The organism is Opitutia bacterium ISCC 52 (assembly GCA_014529675.2).
In the GTDB taxonomy this organism is placed as follows: Bacteria; Verrucomicrobiota; Verrucomicrobiia; order Opitutales; family UBA2995; genus UBA2995.
Genome location: CP076040.1, coordinates 3,940,510 through 3,955,823, shown reverse-complemented (window position 1 = coordinate 3,955,823; position 15,314 = coordinate 3,940,510). Strand labels below are relative to the sequence as shown.

Annotated in this window: 16 protein-coding genes; 8 read left to right on the top strand and 8 right to left on the bottom strand. The window is 49.4% G+C overall.

Annotated features, from left to right (window positions below; translation table 11 throughout):
- Positions 1 to 2 precede the first annotated feature (2 nt).
- The gene (locus GA003_16770; GenBank protein ID QXD27647.1) at positions 3 to 809 is read right to left on the bottom strand and encodes a PIG-L family deacetylase; all 807 of its coding nucleotides are present in this window, start codon (positions 807 to 809) and stop codon (positions 3 to 5) included.
- Positions 802 to 1,851 carry a Gfo/Idh/MocA family oxidoreductase gene (locus GA003_16765; GenBank protein QXD27646.1) on the bottom strand — a complete coding sequence of 350 codons (1,050 nt, stop codon included), beginning with the start codon at positions 1,849 to 1,851 and terminating at the stop codon, positions 802 to 804. Before GA003_16765 ends, GA003_16770 begins: the two co-directional genes overlap by 8 nt.
- 133 nt (positions 1,852 to 1,984) lie before the next feature.
- Here GA003_16765 and GA003_16760 point away from each other — a divergent pair, with 133 nt between their 5' ends.
- The 7 genes from GA003_16760 to GA003_16730 all read left to right on the top strand — a co-directional run bounded on the left by GA003_16760 (position 1,985) and on the right by GA003_16730 (position 6,468).
- Entirely contained in the window at positions 1,985 to 2,293 is a 309-nt protein-coding gene (locus GA003_16760) for a hypothetical protein (protein ID QXD27645.1), read from the top strand.
- Between the two features lie 38 nt (positions 2,294 to 2,331).
- The gene (locus GA003_16755; protein ID QXD27644.1) at positions 2,332 to 3,432 is read left to right on the top strand and encodes a D-TA family PLP-dependent enzyme; all 1,101 of its coding nucleotides are present in this window, start codon (positions 2,332 to 2,334) and stop codon (positions 3,430 to 3,432) included.
- Positions 3,433 to 3,465: 33 nt separating this feature from the next.
- On the top strand, positions 3,466 to 3,840 hold the full coding sequence (locus tag GA003_16750) for a GxxExxY protein (GenBank protein QXD27643.1): 375 nt from the start codon (positions 3,466 to 3,468) through the stop codon (positions 3,838 to 3,840).
- Positions 3,841 to 3,899: 59 nt separating this feature from the next.
- The gene (locus GA003_16745) at positions 3,900 to 4,964 is read left to right on the top strand and encodes a membrane dipeptidase (GenBank protein ID QXD27642.1); all 1,065 of its coding nucleotides are present in this window, start codon (positions 3,900 to 3,902) and stop codon (positions 4,962 to 4,964) included.
- A 216-nt stretch (positions 4,965 to 5,180) separates the two neighbouring features.
- Positions 5,181 to 5,462, top strand: coding sequence for a type II toxin-antitoxin system RelE/ParE family toxin (locus GA003_16740; protein QXD27641.1), 282 nt, complete (start codon positions 5,181 to 5,183; stop codon positions 5,460 to 5,462).
- A 4-nt stretch (positions 5,463 to 5,466) separates the two neighbouring features.
- Entirely contained in the window at positions 5,467 to 5,778 is a 312-nt protein-coding gene (locus tag GA003_16735) for a HigA family addiction module antidote protein (protein ID QXD27640.1), read from the top strand.
- An 84-nt stretch (positions 5,779 to 5,862) separates the two neighbouring features.
- Positions 5,863 to 6,468 (top strand): RDD family protein, encoded by a 606-nt coding sequence (locus tag GA003_16730; GenBank protein QXD27639.1) that lies wholly within the window; start codon positions 5,863 to 5,865, stop codon positions 6,466 to 6,468.
- Positions 6,469 to 6,497: 29 nt separating this feature from the next.
- Here the strand turns inward: GA003_16730 and GA003_16725 are convergent, their stop codons facing one another.
- Together GA003_16725 and GA003_16720 are read right to left on the bottom strand one after the other, a co-directional pair.
- Positions 6,498 to 7,913 (bottom strand): sulfatase, encoded by a 1,416-nt coding sequence (locus tag GA003_16725; protein ID QXD27638.1) that lies wholly within the window; start codon positions 7,911 to 7,913, stop codon positions 6,498 to 6,500.
- A 125-nt stretch (positions 7,914 to 8,038) separates the two neighbouring features.
- Positions 8,039 to 8,788, bottom strand: coding sequence for a DUF1080 domain-containing protein (locus tag GA003_16720; GenBank protein ID QXD27637.1), 750 nt, complete (start codon positions 8,786 to 8,788; stop codon positions 8,039 to 8,041).
- 120 nt (positions 8,789 to 8,908) lie between these two features.
- On the opposite strand from GA003_16720, the gene GA003_16715 reads away from it, so the two are divergent.
- The gene (locus GA003_16715; GenBank protein QXD27636.1) at positions 8,909 to 9,694 is read left to right on the top strand and encodes a hypothetical protein; all 786 of its coding nucleotides are present in this window, start codon (positions 8,909 to 8,911) and stop codon (positions 9,692 to 9,694) included.
- A 166-nt stretch (positions 9,695 to 9,860) separates the two neighbouring features.
- Here the strand turns inward: GA003_16715 and GA003_16710 are convergent, their stop codons facing one another.
- The 4 genes from GA003_16710 to GA003_16695 are packed head-to-tail and all read right to left on the bottom strand — an operon-like array spanning position 9,861 to position 15,311.
- Complete coding sequence (locus GA003_16710) at positions 9,861 to 10,889, bottom strand: Gfo/Idh/MocA family oxidoreductase (protein QXD27635.1); 1,029 nt, start codon at positions 10,887 to 10,889, stop codon at positions 9,861 to 9,863.
- 6 nt (positions 10,890 to 10,895) lie between these two features.
- Complete coding sequence (locus GA003_16705; protein ID QXD27634.1) at positions 10,896 to 12,200, bottom strand: MFS transporter; 1,305 nt, start codon at positions 12,198 to 12,200, stop codon at positions 10,896 to 10,898.
- Positions 12,201 to 12,216: 16 nt separating this feature from the next.
- The gene (locus tag GA003_16700; protein QXD27633.1) at positions 12,217 to 13,458 is read right to left on the bottom strand and encodes a Gfo/Idh/MocA family oxidoreductase; all 1,242 of its coding nucleotides are present in this window, start codon (positions 13,456 to 13,458) and stop codon (positions 12,217 to 12,219) included.
- On the bottom strand, positions 13,455 to 15,311 hold the full coding sequence (locus GA003_16695) for an arylsulfatase (protein QXD27632.1): 1,857 nt from the start codon (positions 15,309 to 15,311) through the stop codon (positions 13,455 to 13,457). The genes GA003_16700 and GA003_16695 overlap by 4 nt, the downstream gene beginning before the upstream one ends.
- Positions 15,312 to 15,314: the final 3 nt, after the last annotated feature.

Here is a 15,314-nt window from a genome sequence, read left to right as displayed (position 1 = left end):
GTTTACTTTGGTTCGCGAAGTGACGCTTCGTAGGCCTCATCTATACAGCACACGTCTTTCAACGCTTCGGCCAATGGATCCTGCTCCTCAGTGCTGAACCCTAAGTGCAAATGGCGCCGCCAGCCTTCGGCATGTTCATATCGGCCAGACAACTTACCAACCCCTTTGGAAAGTTCATCCATGGTAACCAGGTAGGAGTCCATGCCTTGGGTCGCATCGAGAAAGTGTTTTTGGCTTTTGTGAGCTGCTAATGCTTCGCGCTTGGTTGAATGAACGGAACCGGTATCGACATAGAGTCCAGCCCGCACCTTTTCACGCATGGGCGTTTGCAGCCCGTGAGGCATGGCATGGTAGATAGTCGTGTTGGTCGAAACCGCTTCCACGGGAGGGTGGGTTTCATAGTTGGGCATGCCTTTTACGAAGGCGGATGATACAGTGAGCTTCGCCGTGTTTTCATGATCCATCATGTAATCGCTCAAAGCGTGCGTCAGAATAATGCTAGGATCAGTCTCGCGAATGACTGCTGTAATGCGCCGAATCGTTTCCAGCTCGTACAGAATCTCCAAGTCATTGCACACGGGATCGTGGAATGTGGCTCTCAGTAGTTTTGCCGCATCCTGTCCTTCTTGAATGCGAATGCAGCGTGTCTCATCACGATCGTGTTCCAGGCTACCGAGATCTCCTCCCGTCAGATTCATGTAATGAATATCCCAGCCACGCTCCTTCAATAGGAGTAAAGTGCCTGCTGCGACAAACTCGATATCGTCAGGGTGGGCGAACATGCCCAAGGCCGATTTAGCTTCACCCATGTGCTCTCATTTCTTCGATCGTAACCGGACGTCTTTCTTCTACCGATTTGTCAGCAGCAAAGATCACTTCGAACGATTTAATGGCTTCGTCTAAGGATGTAAGTGGCATCGCTTTACCTTCGTCCAGTGCATCAAAGAATGCCTGAAACTGATCCTGGTAAGGATGATCTGCCACATCGCCCGAGTCAGCCATAGCGATGGGAAGTTTCGTCCACTCCTTATCGCGAAGATGCAACTTGGCTGAGTAGATCTTATCATCGAGCATGCTCCCTTCGCTTCCTACTAAATGCGTGTGAAAGTAATACGGTTGAAAACAATCTATGACGGATGCCGCTTTGCCTACCTTGCCATTGGCAAAGTTTATCAAGGTGACCGTTGTGGTGGGGTATTCGTATTTTGAAAAAACGTCGTGGGTTGATTGTGTACCCATCGATGAAACGGATGTCACATCGTTCCCCATGCACAGGAGCAATGCATCGAGCGCATGGCAACCAGCCGAAAGAAGACTGCTACCTCCATTTTCTTTGGTCGTATTCCAGCGGTACTGACCATACCAGGGACCAATGCCGTGGTAGTAATCGACCTCTCCATAATGAATGTCTCCTAAGAGTCCTTCATCGATGATCTTTTTGGTGGTTTGAAACTGGCTGATAAAGCGAACTTCAAAGCACACACAGGCCTGAACGCCCGCTTCGTTAACGGCTGTTTGAATCTCGTAACAATCGGTTAGGGATAAAGCCAGTGGTTTTTCGATAATAAGGTTCTTTCCCGCTTTGGCAGCAGCAATGGCCTGGTCTTTGTGCTGTCCCGGGTAGGAGGTGATCGAGACCGTATTCACGTTTGGATCAGCCAGCATGTCATCGAGGTCCTGATATGGAGTGATGTCAGAATTATGAGCGGCTTTTAGGTCCTGGGCGTCCAGTTCGCGCGAAGAATAAACCGCGGTAACCGTACACTGGTTCGTTCCATTAATGGCATCAATGTGAGCTGTCGCAGCCCAGCCGTAACCGATGACTCCGACTTTATAGTTATTTTGAGGCATAATAGTGGGGTAGTGACTTTGTCTTTGAGTAGCTTTGATTCGAGTAAGCCATTTATTTCAAGCTATTGAAAGGCTTACAAGTCTAGTCGAAATGGGATAAGCTGAAGATTGAATTCTTAATTGTTTCTGAGCTATGCATTTTCGAATAATAGTCTTCCTCTCCTGTCTCTTCTTCTCGTTGCTTGCTGCCGGACAAGGAATCAAAACGATCCTCATCGAAGGCCAACCCGCAATAGATGGAAATGATGTCGTTGTGAGTCTTGATACCGGGGTGGGTGCTACTTATCAACTTCGCCGTCGTGAGACCTTGGCATCCGGTGACTGGCAAAACGAAGGAACGGCTGCGGATGGGACAGGAGCCAACGTGGAACTACGTCATGAAGGAGCACTCCCTATGGACAAACAGTCTTACGATGTTCTGATCGTAAGCCCAGACAGTTAAGCTTGTCGAAACTGCCATAACGACTGATTCTTTTGAATATGCCTCTTTTCCCTGGAACCATTCCTGATGTGACAAGCATTCCGTCACCTGCGGTGTTAATCTATCCTGACCGGATTCGGAATAACATTCAGCAGATGGTGAAAATCGCGGGTGATCCGTCCCGGCTACGACCCCATATCAAAACGCATAAGTTGGCTGAAGTGGTTCGCATGCAGGTGGAAGCCGGGATCTCAAAGTTTAAGTGCGCGACCCTGGCCGAAGCTAACCTACTGGCTGAAGAAAAAGTCGAGGGACTGCTCATGGCCATTCAGCCTGTGGGACCAGAAATGGAACTCCTGGTTGAGATGTCCTCACAATTTCCCGACACTCGATTTTCCGTGGTGGTGGATAATGCGGCCATCATCCATCAGCTGAATAAAGCTTGTGAAACTCATTCGACTCGACTGGGGGTATTTTTAGACATCAACGTCGGAATGAATCGAACCGGAGTGCTTCCTGGAATGGAGGCCGTCGCACGTTACAAAGTGCTTCATGAGATGCCGCGTCTCGATATTCGAGGGCTACATGTCTATGACGGTCACATTCAGGATAAATCACTGAGCGAACGAACTGAAAAGGTGGACAAGGCTTATGCAGAAGCTGAGGACCTGATAAGCCAGCTCAACAAAATGGGATTCGCTCCCCCGGTGGTGGTTGCGGGCGGTTCTCCATCGTTCCCGATTCATGCCAAACGTGAAGGAGTTGAATTGAGTCCAGGGACTACGTTGCTTTGGGATTTAAACAGTAGCATCAGGCTTGCTGACATGCCTTTCGAGAATGCCGCTTTTCTGCTAACTCGAGTGGTGAGTAAGCCTAAGAACGGCATGGTCTGTTTTGAACTGGGGCATAAGGCGGTTGCTTCTGAAATGTCTCACCCCAGGGTACAAATTCACGGACTGGAAAACGCTGAGTATGTTGGTCACAGTGAAGAGCACCTGGTTGCCAAAGTGCAAAATTGGGAATCGATTCAGGTGGGCGATGTATATCTAGGGGTCCCCGCTCATATTTGTCCTACGATGGCCCTTTATGATCATGTGAATGTGGTGGAAGGCGATGTCGTTACCGGACAGTGGACGAACGCGGCAAGGCATCGGTTGTAGTATTTTAACCGCAAAAAGCACAAAAGGCACAAAATGAAAGAAGGGGACATCAATTATTTGGCAGACACGATTAGGGAAACCGCATTTTCCGCGCACAAGTATTTTAAAAATGGATTCTTAGAGAAGGTTTATGAGAACTCATTAAAGAATAGATTGAGAAAGTTGAATCTAAAGGTGGAGCAGCAAGTTCCTATTCCAGTGGTTGATGAAGATGGCTCGGTTGTTGGTGACTATCTTGCCGATTTAATCATAGATGATAAGATACTGGTTGAGTTAAAAGCTGTAAAAAGCATTTCAGATGAGCATATAGCCCAAGTTCTTGCCTATTTGCGTGCCACTAAAATTAATCACGGACTCCTCATCAACTTTGGAGCTCCGAGACTTCAAATACGCAAATTTATCCAATAGCCTCCTATTTCACCTTTTTGTGCCTTCTGCGCTTTCTGTGGTTCCAATAATAATATATCATGCTCCTAGTTGACGCCCACCTTGACCTCTCTATGAACGCTCTGGAATGGAACCGCGACCTGCGTTGGTCCGTGGACGCCATCCGGAAATCTGAGGAAGGTATGACGGATAAAAAAGACCGGGGGAATAACACGGTCTCCTTACACGCCATGCGTAAAGGAAATATGGGCCTCTGTGTTGCCACCCAAATTGCTCGTTATGTGCGCCGCGATAATCCTTTGCCCGGTTGGCATTCCCCCGAACAAGCGTGGGCTCAAACGCAAGGACAATTGGCTTGGTATCGCGCAATGGAAGAAGCAGGAGAGATGGGGCAAATACGTAATGCGGCAGAACTGGATGCGCATTTAAAAGCGTGGAATGAAGATCCAGAGACGACCCCCATAGGTTACGTGCTGAGCTTAGAAGGCGCAGACTCCATGGTAACCTTGGATCATGTTGAACGCTCCTATGAGCAAGGTTTACGAGCGATGGGCCCTGCGCACTATGGACCCGGCACCTACGCACAAGGTACTGATGCGGAGGGAGGAATCGGACAAGTAGGCCGCGATCTTTTGAAAGAATTGGAACGCCTTAACATCATCCTCGATGCTACCCATCTTTGTGATGAGAGCTTTCGTGAAGCGATGGATCATTTCGGCGGTAATGTCTGGGCCAGTCATTCCAACTGCCGTGCTCTCGTTCCGGATCACCGTCAATTTACCGATGAGCAAATGAAAGAGCTCATTGAGCGTGGTGCCGTTATCGGTGCAGCACTCGATGCCTGGATGCTGGTACCCAATTGGATCAAAAGAAAATCCACGGTCGAAGAGCTTCACCCACGACTTGAACACATGGTCGATAACATTGATCGTGTTTGCCAATTAGCTGGTAATTCAGAACACGCTGCAATCGGCACCGACCTCGACGGAGGATTCGGAACGGAACAAAGTCCTGAAGATTTGGATACAATTGGAGATGTGCAGAAGATCTTCCCCATGCTTGAAGCGCGCGGTTACAAGGCCGAAGATATGGAGAATATCGCTTGGAAGAACTGGGTGCGGTTCTTAAAGCGTGTTTGGGCCTAATTGGGGTGTGAATTTTTCTTTCAAGCTAGTTTGAAAGTTGGATGCAATTCGTCGATTGCTGGAATGTCTCTGGCACAAGGAGAAGCTAGGGTTATAGATGGATATACTTGTTGTTGATTGTTTTCTGTGAATCCGGAATTGAAAAGTATCATGAGGTGGGGTTACGTCTCGCGTAATTACGCTTGACGTAATTATCTATTCAGCTAGGGTGCACTTGTGATTGAATCCTTTGGAGACAAAGAAACCGAGAGTGTATTTAGTGGGATTCGATCTAGAAAGTTACCGAATGACATTCAGCAACGTGTTCGCAGGAAATTAAGAATGATAGACCAAGCACACGATATGCGTGACCTACGAATTCCACCATCGAATCATCTGGAATCTTTACGCGGAGAATTTAAGGGCTTCTGGAGTATTCGAGTAAATGACCAATGGAGAATTATGTTCCGTTGGGAAGAGGGGATAAAGCGCGACGTATCAATCATCGATTATCATTAAACCAATGGCTGCCTCTAAGAGATTAGATTTTGTGACTCCAGGTGAAATATTGCTGGAGGAATTCATCAAACCCATGGGTGTAACTCAGGTCCAAGTGTCGAAAGATGCTCGAATACCTGCCTCGCGGTTAACAGAGATTATTAAAGGAAGGAGATCAATCACCGCGGAAACCGCGCTACGCTTGTCGGCCTATTTTGGGACAACTCCTGGATTTTGGTTGGGGCTTCAAACAGCGCACGACCTAGAAGTGGCTCAACGTACTTACGGACAAAAAATCAGATGGGAAGTGAATAGTCTCGCTGTCGCTGAGGATTGATAGTGATTCTACAGTCGCTTCCTTGAACCAAAGAGGTTCTTCTGCTAACAACTTATCCTGCTCCCAAATCTTATCCTACTTTATATGAGAGAACTCATAGCTGAGGAATTCGTCTACGTACTGGCACCACTGCTGATTACAACAGCGGCTATTATTTATTACCGGGAAAAGGGTGTCGTTCATTTGAATCCCTATTCTACCTGCTGGCCCCGGGTACTGGCGCCCTGGATCGATATGGTGATTTTGTGGCCTTTTGTTCGCCTATTACCGATCTTTATTATCTATTTCTTTGACCTCTCAGCAGCGAGTAGTTCGATGATGCTGATCGTGTCTGCCGCCATTATTCCTTTGTATTTTATCATTTCTCATGGGGCCTATGGAGCAACTCTGGGAAAGTTCGTAACCAAGACGGTCCTTGTGGATGTGAAGACGAAAAGTCGCACCAACTACAAGCAGGCGTTAATCCGAGATAGCCTTCCTATTCTTCTTTCAATCGGATGGATCGTTTGGGCGTTTGGGTTTCAGGGAACAGAGAATCCTTGGGTGAGCCCTTATGCTAATTATATGATACCGTTATTGTATGGGGCTTGGTACGTTCTTGAATTAATCACCTTTCCTTTTAACACCAAAAAGAAAGCCGTTCAGGACCTGTTAGCTAAAACCGTAGTTATCCGCTACGATTGGAATTGATTCTTCGAGTAGCTTCCTGGCTTTGAGGGTCAGCGGCGGTATATAAAGTTCGGTATTCGAGCTTCGACTTGTTCGGGTAACGAATCCTCGGTGTGTTGCAGGTGCATTTCCGCTTTCTGAGTAAGGTAACCAACCACGTCGGGATTTTCATCAGCCACTTCGTAGGCTTCTGAAATGTCTTTCTCCAAGTGATAGAGCTCCGGCTTGTCCAGCTTATGGTAGCGACTGTAATTGACCGGTTCGTTCTGGTAGAAGTGTAGTTTCCAGGGGCCGGACCGTACCGCATGTAAACGTCCGCGATTCCAGTAGAAGAATTCTTCCCTTGGGCTTTTGCCTTCCCCGAGCAGAGCCGGTGATAAGTCGTAACCATCCATCTTTCGATCTTCAGGTGCCTTGGTTCCTGACAGAGATGCGAAAGTTGCTAATAGATCAATAGTGGAACCCATCCCGTTCACCACCTGATGGGGAATACGGCCGGGTCCCCAGAAAATCGTAGGCACGCGCTGGCCTCCTTCGAAGGTGGTGCCTTTACCGGCACGGAGTGGGCCGGCCGAGCCACCATGCGTTTTAAACGATAACCAAGGGCCGTTGTCTGAAGTAAAAACGACTACGGTCTTTGTATCCAGTTTCAGATTACGCAAGGTATCAAGGACTTGCCCTACGCTCCAATCAATCTCTTCGATGACATCCCCATAAAGTCCGCGTATACTTTTTCCACGAAACTGTTCTGAGACAAACAGAGGAATGTGCGGCATGGAATGGGCCAGGTAGAGAAAGAACGGGCGGTCTTTGTTTTCCTCAATAAATTGCACACCTCTTTCTGTGTAACGTTTGGAAATGGTATTCTGGTCGGCGGGCCATTCGGCGTTCTCCTCATTTTCCATGAGAGGCACATCGAAGTCGTTGGTATCGGGGTAATAGTCGGGATCTTCCGCCCCTTGTCTATAATTAGGAGCACCTTTCACTTTAGCCATGTCATTGGAGTAGGGGATCCCGTAATAGAAATCAAACCCCTGGGTCATGGGTAAGTGTTGGGGCAGGTGGCCAAGATGCCACTTACCAACTGTAGCTGTGGCATAGTTCTTCTGTTTCAATACTTCAGCGATGGTCACTTCTTCTTGAGGAAGTCCTCCCGATGAATCTGGAAACAATACGCCACGAAGTTTTGAGGTCATGCCACTTCGGATAGGATAACGTCCAGTCAGCAGGCCGGCCCGACTCGGCGTGCAAATGGGATCGGCTGAATAAAACTGCGTCCACTTCTGACCTTCCTGAGCCATACGATCGAGGTGCGGTGTGCGAATGGTGGGATTTCCGAAAGCTCCCAAATCACCATAACCGAGATCGTCGCAGAAGATGACAACAAAGTTAGGTTGGTGGTGGTTGGCTTGGAGACCAAGCAATGGGAATAAGAGAAGGGTGAGCAGGATATATTTTAGTTTCATGTAAAGGCGGTGGAGTATTTTGAGTTCTATACAGAAGATTGCGGCAGAGCAGGGATGCTCTTGTCCTGCCACTCTCGAAGTAAATTAATTGTTAGCGCGACAGCGTCCTCGCTGCGCCGTTATTTTTAGAGCGCCTTGATCCGAATATTGCGGAATTGTACTAAACTGGATGCACCATTCCACTCTTTCTTCTCTTCATCGTAACCACCATGGTGTTGAACCGCGATGGGGCCTTCTTCGGGAACGTCAGGAAGTTGGGCGTTATCCAATACCTGCTGCCCATTCAATGTCACAGAAAGCCGGTCTCCGATCATAGTAATTTTAAAAGTGTTCCATTCGCCGACTGGTTTATCCGCATTGACCTTGGGGGTTACGCCGGCGCGAACTACAGGATCTTTTTGGTTATTCCGATAGCCATACACTTCTCCTGAGCCGATCGGCCAGGTCCAAATATTCAACTGAGCTTTGTTGGTGCCGCGCAGGTAGATGCCCGAATCCGCACCGGGGCCTGGATTGACTACTCTTTCGCCTTTGTCATCGAGTTGGTAACTACCGTCTGGAAGAACCACCGGAAAATTGTAAACCCCCTTCACGTCTTTGAGGCGCCATTCCACATGAAGCTCGAAATCTTTGTAGCTATCGACAGTCCAGAGTGCCTTGTCCCCGCGAGGTAGCAGCTTGGGCTTGCAGTCAATAAGTCCATCTACAACTGACCACACTTCATCTGCGCCTTTCACCTTGGTTTCCCAGCCGGTAAGGTCTTTTCCATTGAAAAGACTGACCCAGCCGTCGTCTGCAGAACTTTCATCCTTTGAGGAACAAGCAGTTAAAACGAGAGTTAGGGACAGAATCAGAGAGTAATAGGGTAATTTCATGATTAGGTTCTAGGGGGTTGGAAGAGCTCGGTCAAGCTAGCGGGGTAGTTGCTTTCAACTTCTTTACTGTCCAGTCGGTTGGCGCTTTACGCATGCAACGAAATTTAAGCTAATGCACTCATGAGTAAATCCGAGAATCTCAAAGCCTTTTTTCAAGATGATGGCCGAACCGTCATTTTACCGATCGACCATGGGACAGCCATTCCGGTTACCGGTCTTGAACACCCCGGGGAAGTAATTTCCTCACTCAGTGATAGTGTAGATGGCTTCGTTGTGAATCTTGGGGTCGCTCAAGCGTGCAAAAGGGAATTGTCAGGAAAAGGGGTTTGTTTGCGGACGGATTGTTACAAACCTGTGTATCCAGGAAATCCTGACACGGGCCCCGAACGGATTTTAACGTGCGAAGAGGCCGAGTTGGTCGGAGCTCAGGCGGTGATGAATATGTGCTACCCACATCATTCTCATGAAATGAAGAATTTTAGAGATTGCTCTGAGCTTATTTCAGAAAGCCTGGAAACGCAGACACCCGTCATACTGGAATCGTTGCCCATTGGTATCGGTCGTCCTGATGACTACACCGTGGAAAATATAGGGTTTGTTGTGCGTCTCGCAGCAGAATTGGGAGCCGATGTGGTAAAGACCGCTTTTCCGGTTGGCGGAACGGTCGATGACTTTAAAGCAATTGTAGACGCCGCGCTTGTGCCAGTCGTAGTGCTTGGTGGTGCAGCCATGGGGGATGATGAAGCGCTACTCACCATGGTAAAGAAAGCCATTGATGGTGGAGCCAGTGGTATTGCCGTTGGGCGAAACGTCTGGCAACATGACAATCCCCCGGCTGTGGCAAAAGCACTCAACGCGATTGTACACGAAAATGAGAGTGTAGAGTCGGCGTTGAAGTTGATTTAGAAAGTCGTCCTCGTCCTCCTACTTCTTCTCCTGCTTTAAATAAATTGAACAAGGGTTGCCCCTTTGGGTAGGTCCACCTTTCCCCATTTCATTATAGTTCTCCCGAGTCCTCATCATCCGAGATTGTGAGGACGAGAAAAAGTAGGAGGACGAGGACGATTGTCAGTTAACCTAACGGCACCGATTGGTGACTGCCCGTTTCGACCGATCGCAATCCGGCTTCCAGGATCTCTTGCGCATTTCGGGCATGGTCCGGATGCGTGAGCAACCAGGGCTCTGCATCATTGCGTATGATGTGAAGAAATTGGTTCGCTGAGTTCTGCAGTTCCGGTTTAGGATCCAGGACTGGCACTTCACTCCCAAGTGGATCTTGCTCTGTGGCCATAAACAGTCGGCCGCCCAATCGAGGTTCTACCAGCAAGGTTCCTTCCGTTCCATAAAAGGTGGTCGTGTAGCTCGTGAGTTTCCCAATCTGAGTCCAGGAGGCTTCGGTCGACGACATGCCAAAAGGATACTTCATGGCCAGGATGGCATTGTCTTCAACGGTCAGACCTTCTTTGACCTGACCGCCAACCATGCCTGTCACCGATTCAGGAAGACCCAGTAGCGCTGCTGAAAGGACACAGCCATAACCACAGTAATCCATCAGTGCACCCGCACCGTTGAGCTCAGGATTAAACAACCAGTCGCAGAAATATTCCGAGCAACCCAGCTCAGCGGGCCCCGCGTGTGCCGCGCGGTACTTAACCGCCCAGAGTTTTCCAACGGCGCCTTCACCTGCCATCGCTAGTGCTTTCTGTAATTGTGGCCACCAGGCAAACGGCCAATTGATCATCAGCTTTACTTCGTTTGCTTTCGCAGCTTCAACCATCTGGTTGGCTTGTGTCAGGGAAGCAGCCATTGGTTTTTCGATGAGCACATGGAGCTTTTGCTCCATAGCTTTTACCGCGAGCTCTGCACCTTCCGCGTTACTGCTGAAAATATAGGCAGCGTCCAATGATTCGTTCTTAAGTAGCTCGGTAGGCGATTCGTAAGTCTTACAACCATAGTCTTCCGCTGCTCGGATTGTTAAAGGTTGATTTGGGTCTGCTGCTGCAACGATGGTGGCATCATCATGCGCGGCTAAAGAGGGAAGGTTGTCCCAAACGTGATCGTGACTGAGTCCGAGGACTCCTATTCTAAGAGGTGAGGTCATAATCAATTAAGCTTCTTCTTCGTCGGAGGTTTCATCTCTGAAAAAGATCCAGAATAGGGCTGCAGAAATCAATCCGACGATGGCCGTGATCCGCCAGAATTTAACATAGGAATCCAAATCATGTACTCCGTTGGGTGCCCCACACAGGTCGGCCAACCATCCATTGAGCCAGTAACCCGCGATCAGCGGGGCCAGACCGAACATGACGAAGATGAAAAGAATCTGGGTCGTGTTGTGAATCTCCTTCGGCGAGATGCGTTGCACATAAATGAAGGCGCTGGCGTAGAAGCAGCCAAAGCAAAGACCATGGAGCAACTGCACACCCACATGCACGTTTACAGATAGCCCATCGATACCAAAAATAAAGTAACGCAATCCGTAGCAGAAGATCCCGAAGGTCATGACGGTGCGGAATCCCAGCTTGGTTAGGAGAAAGCCAAGGAAAATTAGGACAGCGATCTCTGAAAATTGTCCCAGCGACATAGACGGCATGATGAGGCTTTGTTCCAATCCGCTTTCCTTGAGGAAGGGACTGGTATTCATCATATAGAAAACCTGTAGGATGCTCACGGGCAGGGCCATGATCATCAGGACCGCGAAAGAACGTTTCTTGAAAAGTTTCAATGCGGCCATCCAGGCCATCTTCTCCTTCGTTTCCTTACTGGGTGGCGTGTTGGGCAGAACGAACCAGCAATAAATCCCCAGTATGACTGCCAGAACTCCGGCAAACTTTAAACTGTCGACCATCCGAGCGGTGACCATCGGAACTTCGTCTCCTTTCAGAAAGGGAGGCAGCCATTGGAACTGCAGGTTTTCCTGCAACCAAATCATGGGGAAGATCCAAGAGATGGCGATCCAGCTGATCGTTCCCCAAACCCGTATCCTGGGAAATTGGTTTTTCGGATCACTCAGATGCTCCATCGCCATGGAGTTAACTAAGGCATTCGTCGGCACGTAAAGGATGGCAAAGGAAATCGACAAGGTCATCCAGACCGCGAATCCCGTCTGGAAAGCGTTGCTGAATTTAATGATTCCGGCCAGGATCAGCATGACCGCGATCACTCGCTGAGTAGAAAACAGTCGGTCCGTCAGTTGGCCGGCGATGAACGGCGCTAAGAAGCAAGCCGTGGCCATAGGAATACCGATGATCATTCCTTTTTGAGTTTCGGTGAAGCCGAGGCCACCCATGGAAGTTTCGGTGACGAGGAAGATACCAGCCAGAGGCATCCAGAAGGCTTTGACTCCCCATTCCATAAACATCAAGGCGGAGAGTTTTGGAATGATTCCCTTAGTGGTGATTGATTGAGACATGGCTCTTGGGTTCGATTTAATTAATTTCGTAGTATTCGGATATGGGTATCTGATATTCGGATACTCCACCATTGATAACCTCGTCTACAGTGACACGTCGCCCCGCTAGGTTTGATTCAAGTACGGCAAAGGCGGCGGCAAGATCGGCCAGACCTTCTCGCCCACTTGTTTGTGGGGCTCGGCTTTCCTCGATCGCACGGATCCAGTCGAGTTGAGCGATACCAAACTCATTGCTCATGCCTCCGGGGAAATCCTGTTCTTTTCGCTCAGGATTGCATTGTTCATTATAAAGCGTGGCGATGTCGTGGGTAGTACCATCATCAAGAGTGAGCGTATCTCCGAGGACACGTCCCTTGCGGCCGTAAAGTACCGGTCCACCTCCAAAGTGAGTGCCTTCTCCGTGACCGGCCCAACTGGCAGTTAAAGTTCCAAAGGCTCCGTTCTCACTTGTGAATGAGGCGTTGAAAACATCATCCGCATCGCAATCCATAGTTTCCGGTTTTCCGTCAGCATTGATATAGTGACGATGGGGCTCGATGACATGAGCGGTGCCGACAACGGAAGTAATGTCACCCAAAAGCATTCGCGCAAGGTGGAGTTGGTGCACACCTAAATCCAGGGCTATGCCCCCCGCCATTTTCTTGATGTGGCGCCAGGGTGTGTGAGCGACCACTTTGTCCGGCGTCCACCAATTTCCAATATTTCCAAAGAGGAACATTTGTGGAGTTCCGACAATATCTTCATCGATGAGCCAACGCATGTTGCGGGCTTTGTCGCGGTAGCGCCAGTTTTCAAACACGCCGAGGGTGAGACCATGGGCCTCAAAGTCCTCACACATCTTCTTGGCAGCTGCGACCGTGACGGCCAAAGGCTTTTGGGTGAGCAGATGCTTTCCGTTTTGGCAAGCGATGTCGGCAACCAGATGGTGCATGCCGTGGGAGGTAAAGTCATTGATCGCATCCACTGGTCCTGTGGTGATCATCTCTTGATAGTCATCATAGAGGGCTACTTCTACATCGTCTTGAAAGTCGGAAACATATTCATCGTCTATGGCCAGTGGATCCCCTGGCGCGTCACTCACCGCCAGACGTTGGGGTGGGCCTTCTCCTCGCTTGGCGTACATTTGAGCATCTTCTATTTTCCGTGCGCAAAGTGCAGTAATACGAAAGTTATCGAAGCCGGCTTCTCTCAGTCTCCGATAACCACGTAAATGCGCGGCCAAGATGCGACCGCAGCCAACGATACCAATTCTGATCATCGTTCCGTAACGCGGACTTGGTAACCACCTTCTACGCGGCCGCCCGGGTAGTGAATGCTCGCCTTCAAGTTTTTCGAACCTTGAGTTACATGAATAATGGGGAAACGAATTGAGCTTGTACCTTTCTTCACTGGCATGGAGTAGTCATCACTGCCGATAGATAGTATAAGTTCTCCATCCGCGTCCGGAGCATGTTCGCGAGGCATATCGACCTGAATGTCGAAACGACCATCGCGAGCAAAGTTCAATTGCCAATGACCGTCACTGCCTTCTGACCAGCGATCCGCAACCCGATCCTGCCAGGTGAGAACCGAAGGATTCTCGTGGTTTCCATCAATGATGATGTCCGGTGGTCCCGGGTTTTCCAATACGTTGGACATGACATCGTCGAACCAATCGTCGTAGAGGCCTTTCAGGAAATTAAACTTGTGAAGGTACTTCTCTTTCAAGTTTTTCGATTCACCTGGATCTACCTCAAGATTGTAGAGTTGCAAGTCAGCTTCTCCTTCAAAGGTTTGCGTTCCAAATCCACTCGGATGAACCAGTTTCCACATGGAGTCTCGCACCATGAAATTGTGATAGCGCTGTGGTTGAGTCCCGCGATGAATTTGCATGAACGTCGTTCTTGGTGCCATACGTTTGGCGGGTTCCATGAGTTGTGGTATTAGGCTGCGACCGTCGATCTGGAGACCTGCTGGTAGTTTTGCGCCAGTGGCTTCCACAATGGTCGGAAAAATATCGATGTGCGCAGCTACGGTAGTCTCTGCCGTTTGGTTGGCGCCCAGCTTAGCTGGCCAATGGCTCCAAAGTGGAGTACGAATGCCACCTTCGACGATGTTGGTTTTCATGCCTCGCAAGTCCCCCACATAGCGCATGGTGTTGGGCCCATTATCCGTCATGAGGAAAACCAGGGTGTTTTCGTACTGCCCCGTCTCCTTGAGTGTTTCGAACAAGCGCCCGATATTCTGATCCCAGTTGGTGATCATGGCGGCAATACGGCTGAGCTTGTCGATCTCTGCATCTTCATCCCGAACCTTGGCCCGGAAAAGGCTCTTCAGGTCCTTCTTCAAATAGTATTTCCGTAAATCCTCAGGCACATCGTGGTAAGGGCCATGGGGCGCATTGGTGGGAAGGTAGGCGAAGAAAGGTTTATCCTGTTTCTTGACCTCCTTAATCCAATCGATCGCATAGTCGAAATAGACGTCCGTGCAGTAACCCTGGGTCTGAACTTCTCTATCGTTGTGAATGAGGATCGGGTCGGTATAACGGCGTTCGTTTTCGATGGGATCCGCCGGCTGAGCTAATCCGCCCCCACGGTGAACGATGGATTCTTCAAATCCCTGGTCGGTGGTCCTCATCGGGTAGTTGTCTCCCAAGTGCCACTTACCAAATACACCTGTGGCATATCCTGCTTCTTTGAGCACTTCGGCGATGGTGACTTCGTCCGTGTGCATCATGGATCGACCCAGCCAGGTATCCATGCAATAGGTCCGGTGATTATAACGACCTGTCATCAGACTGGCGCGTGTGGGAGAGCAAACAGGACTGACGTAGAAATTGTCCCACAGCACCGAGCGTTTCGCCATGGCATCGATATTGGGCGTTTCAATGATGTCGTTTCCCATCGAGCCAAAATCGCCATAGCCTTGATCGTCGGAGATCAGGATGACGACATTGGGGCGTTCTGCGTGGATCGACAAAACTCCGAGCAGGAGAATAGCCGGGAGGGTGTTCTTTAACTTTTGGAGAACGGCACTGCGGGGACGCAATAGCCCTACCTTGGTGTTGAAAGGATGGTAGGGCAACTGCGTCCTCGCAGTGCCGCCGAACAGAAGAGACAGCAGGTGATTCATAAA

Coding starts and splice junctions, on each gene's coding strand:
- GA003_16715 (QXD27636.1), top strand. CDS start 8,909: ATGAGTAAATCCGAGAATCTCAAAGCCTTTTTTCAAGATGATGGCCGA.
- GA003_16700 (QXD27633.1), bottom strand. CDS start 13,458: ATGATCAGAATTGGTATCGTTGGCTGCGGTCGCATCTTGGCCGCGCAT.
- GA003_16760 (QXD27645.1), top strand. CDS start 1,985: ATGCATTTTCGAATAATAGTCTTCCTCTCCTGTCTCTTCTTCTCGTTG.
- GA003_16730 (QXD27639.1), top strand. CDS start 5,863: ATGAGAGAACTCATAGCTGAGGAATTCGTCTACGTACTGGCACCACTG.
- GA003_16770 (QXD27647.1), bottom strand. CDS start 809: ATGGGTGAAGCTAAATCGGCCTTGGGCATGTTCGCCCACCCTGACGAT.
- GA003_16745 (QXD27642.1), top strand. CDS start 3,900: ATGCTCCTAGTTGACGCCCACCTTGACCTCTCTATGAACGCTCTGGAA.
- GA003_16705 (QXD27634.1), bottom strand. CDS start 12,200: ATGTCTCAATCAATCACCACTAAGGGAATCATTCCAAAACTCTCCGCC.
- GA003_16725 (QXD27638.1), bottom strand. CDS start 7,913: ATGAAACTAAAATATATCCTGCTCACCCTTCTCTTATTCCCATTGCTT.
- GA003_16735 (QXD27640.1), top strand. CDS start 5,467: ATGGCTGCCTCTAAGAGATTAGATTTTGTGACTCCAGGTGAAATATTG.
- GA003_16720 (QXD27637.1), bottom strand. CDS start 8,788: ATGAAATTACCCTATTACTCTCTGATTCTGTCCCTAACTCTCGTTTTA.
- GA003_16710 (QXD27635.1), bottom strand. CDS start 10,889: ATGACCTCACCTCTTAGAATAGGAGTCCTCGGACTCAGTCACGATCAC.
- GA003_16755 (QXD27644.1), top strand. CDS start 2,332: ATGCCTCTTTTCCCTGGAACCATTCCTGATGTGACAAGCATTCCGTCA.
- GA003_16750 (QXD27643.1), top strand. CDS start 3,466: ATGAAAGAAGGGGACATCAATTATTTGGCAGACACGATTAGGGAAACC.
- GA003_16765 (QXD27646.1), bottom strand. CDS start 1,851: ATGCCTCAAAATAACTATAAAGTCGGAGTCATCGGTTACGGCTGGGCT.
- GA003_16695 (QXD27632.1), bottom strand. CDS start 15,311: ATGAATCACCTGCTGTCTCTTCTGTTCGGCGGCACTGCGAGGACGCAG.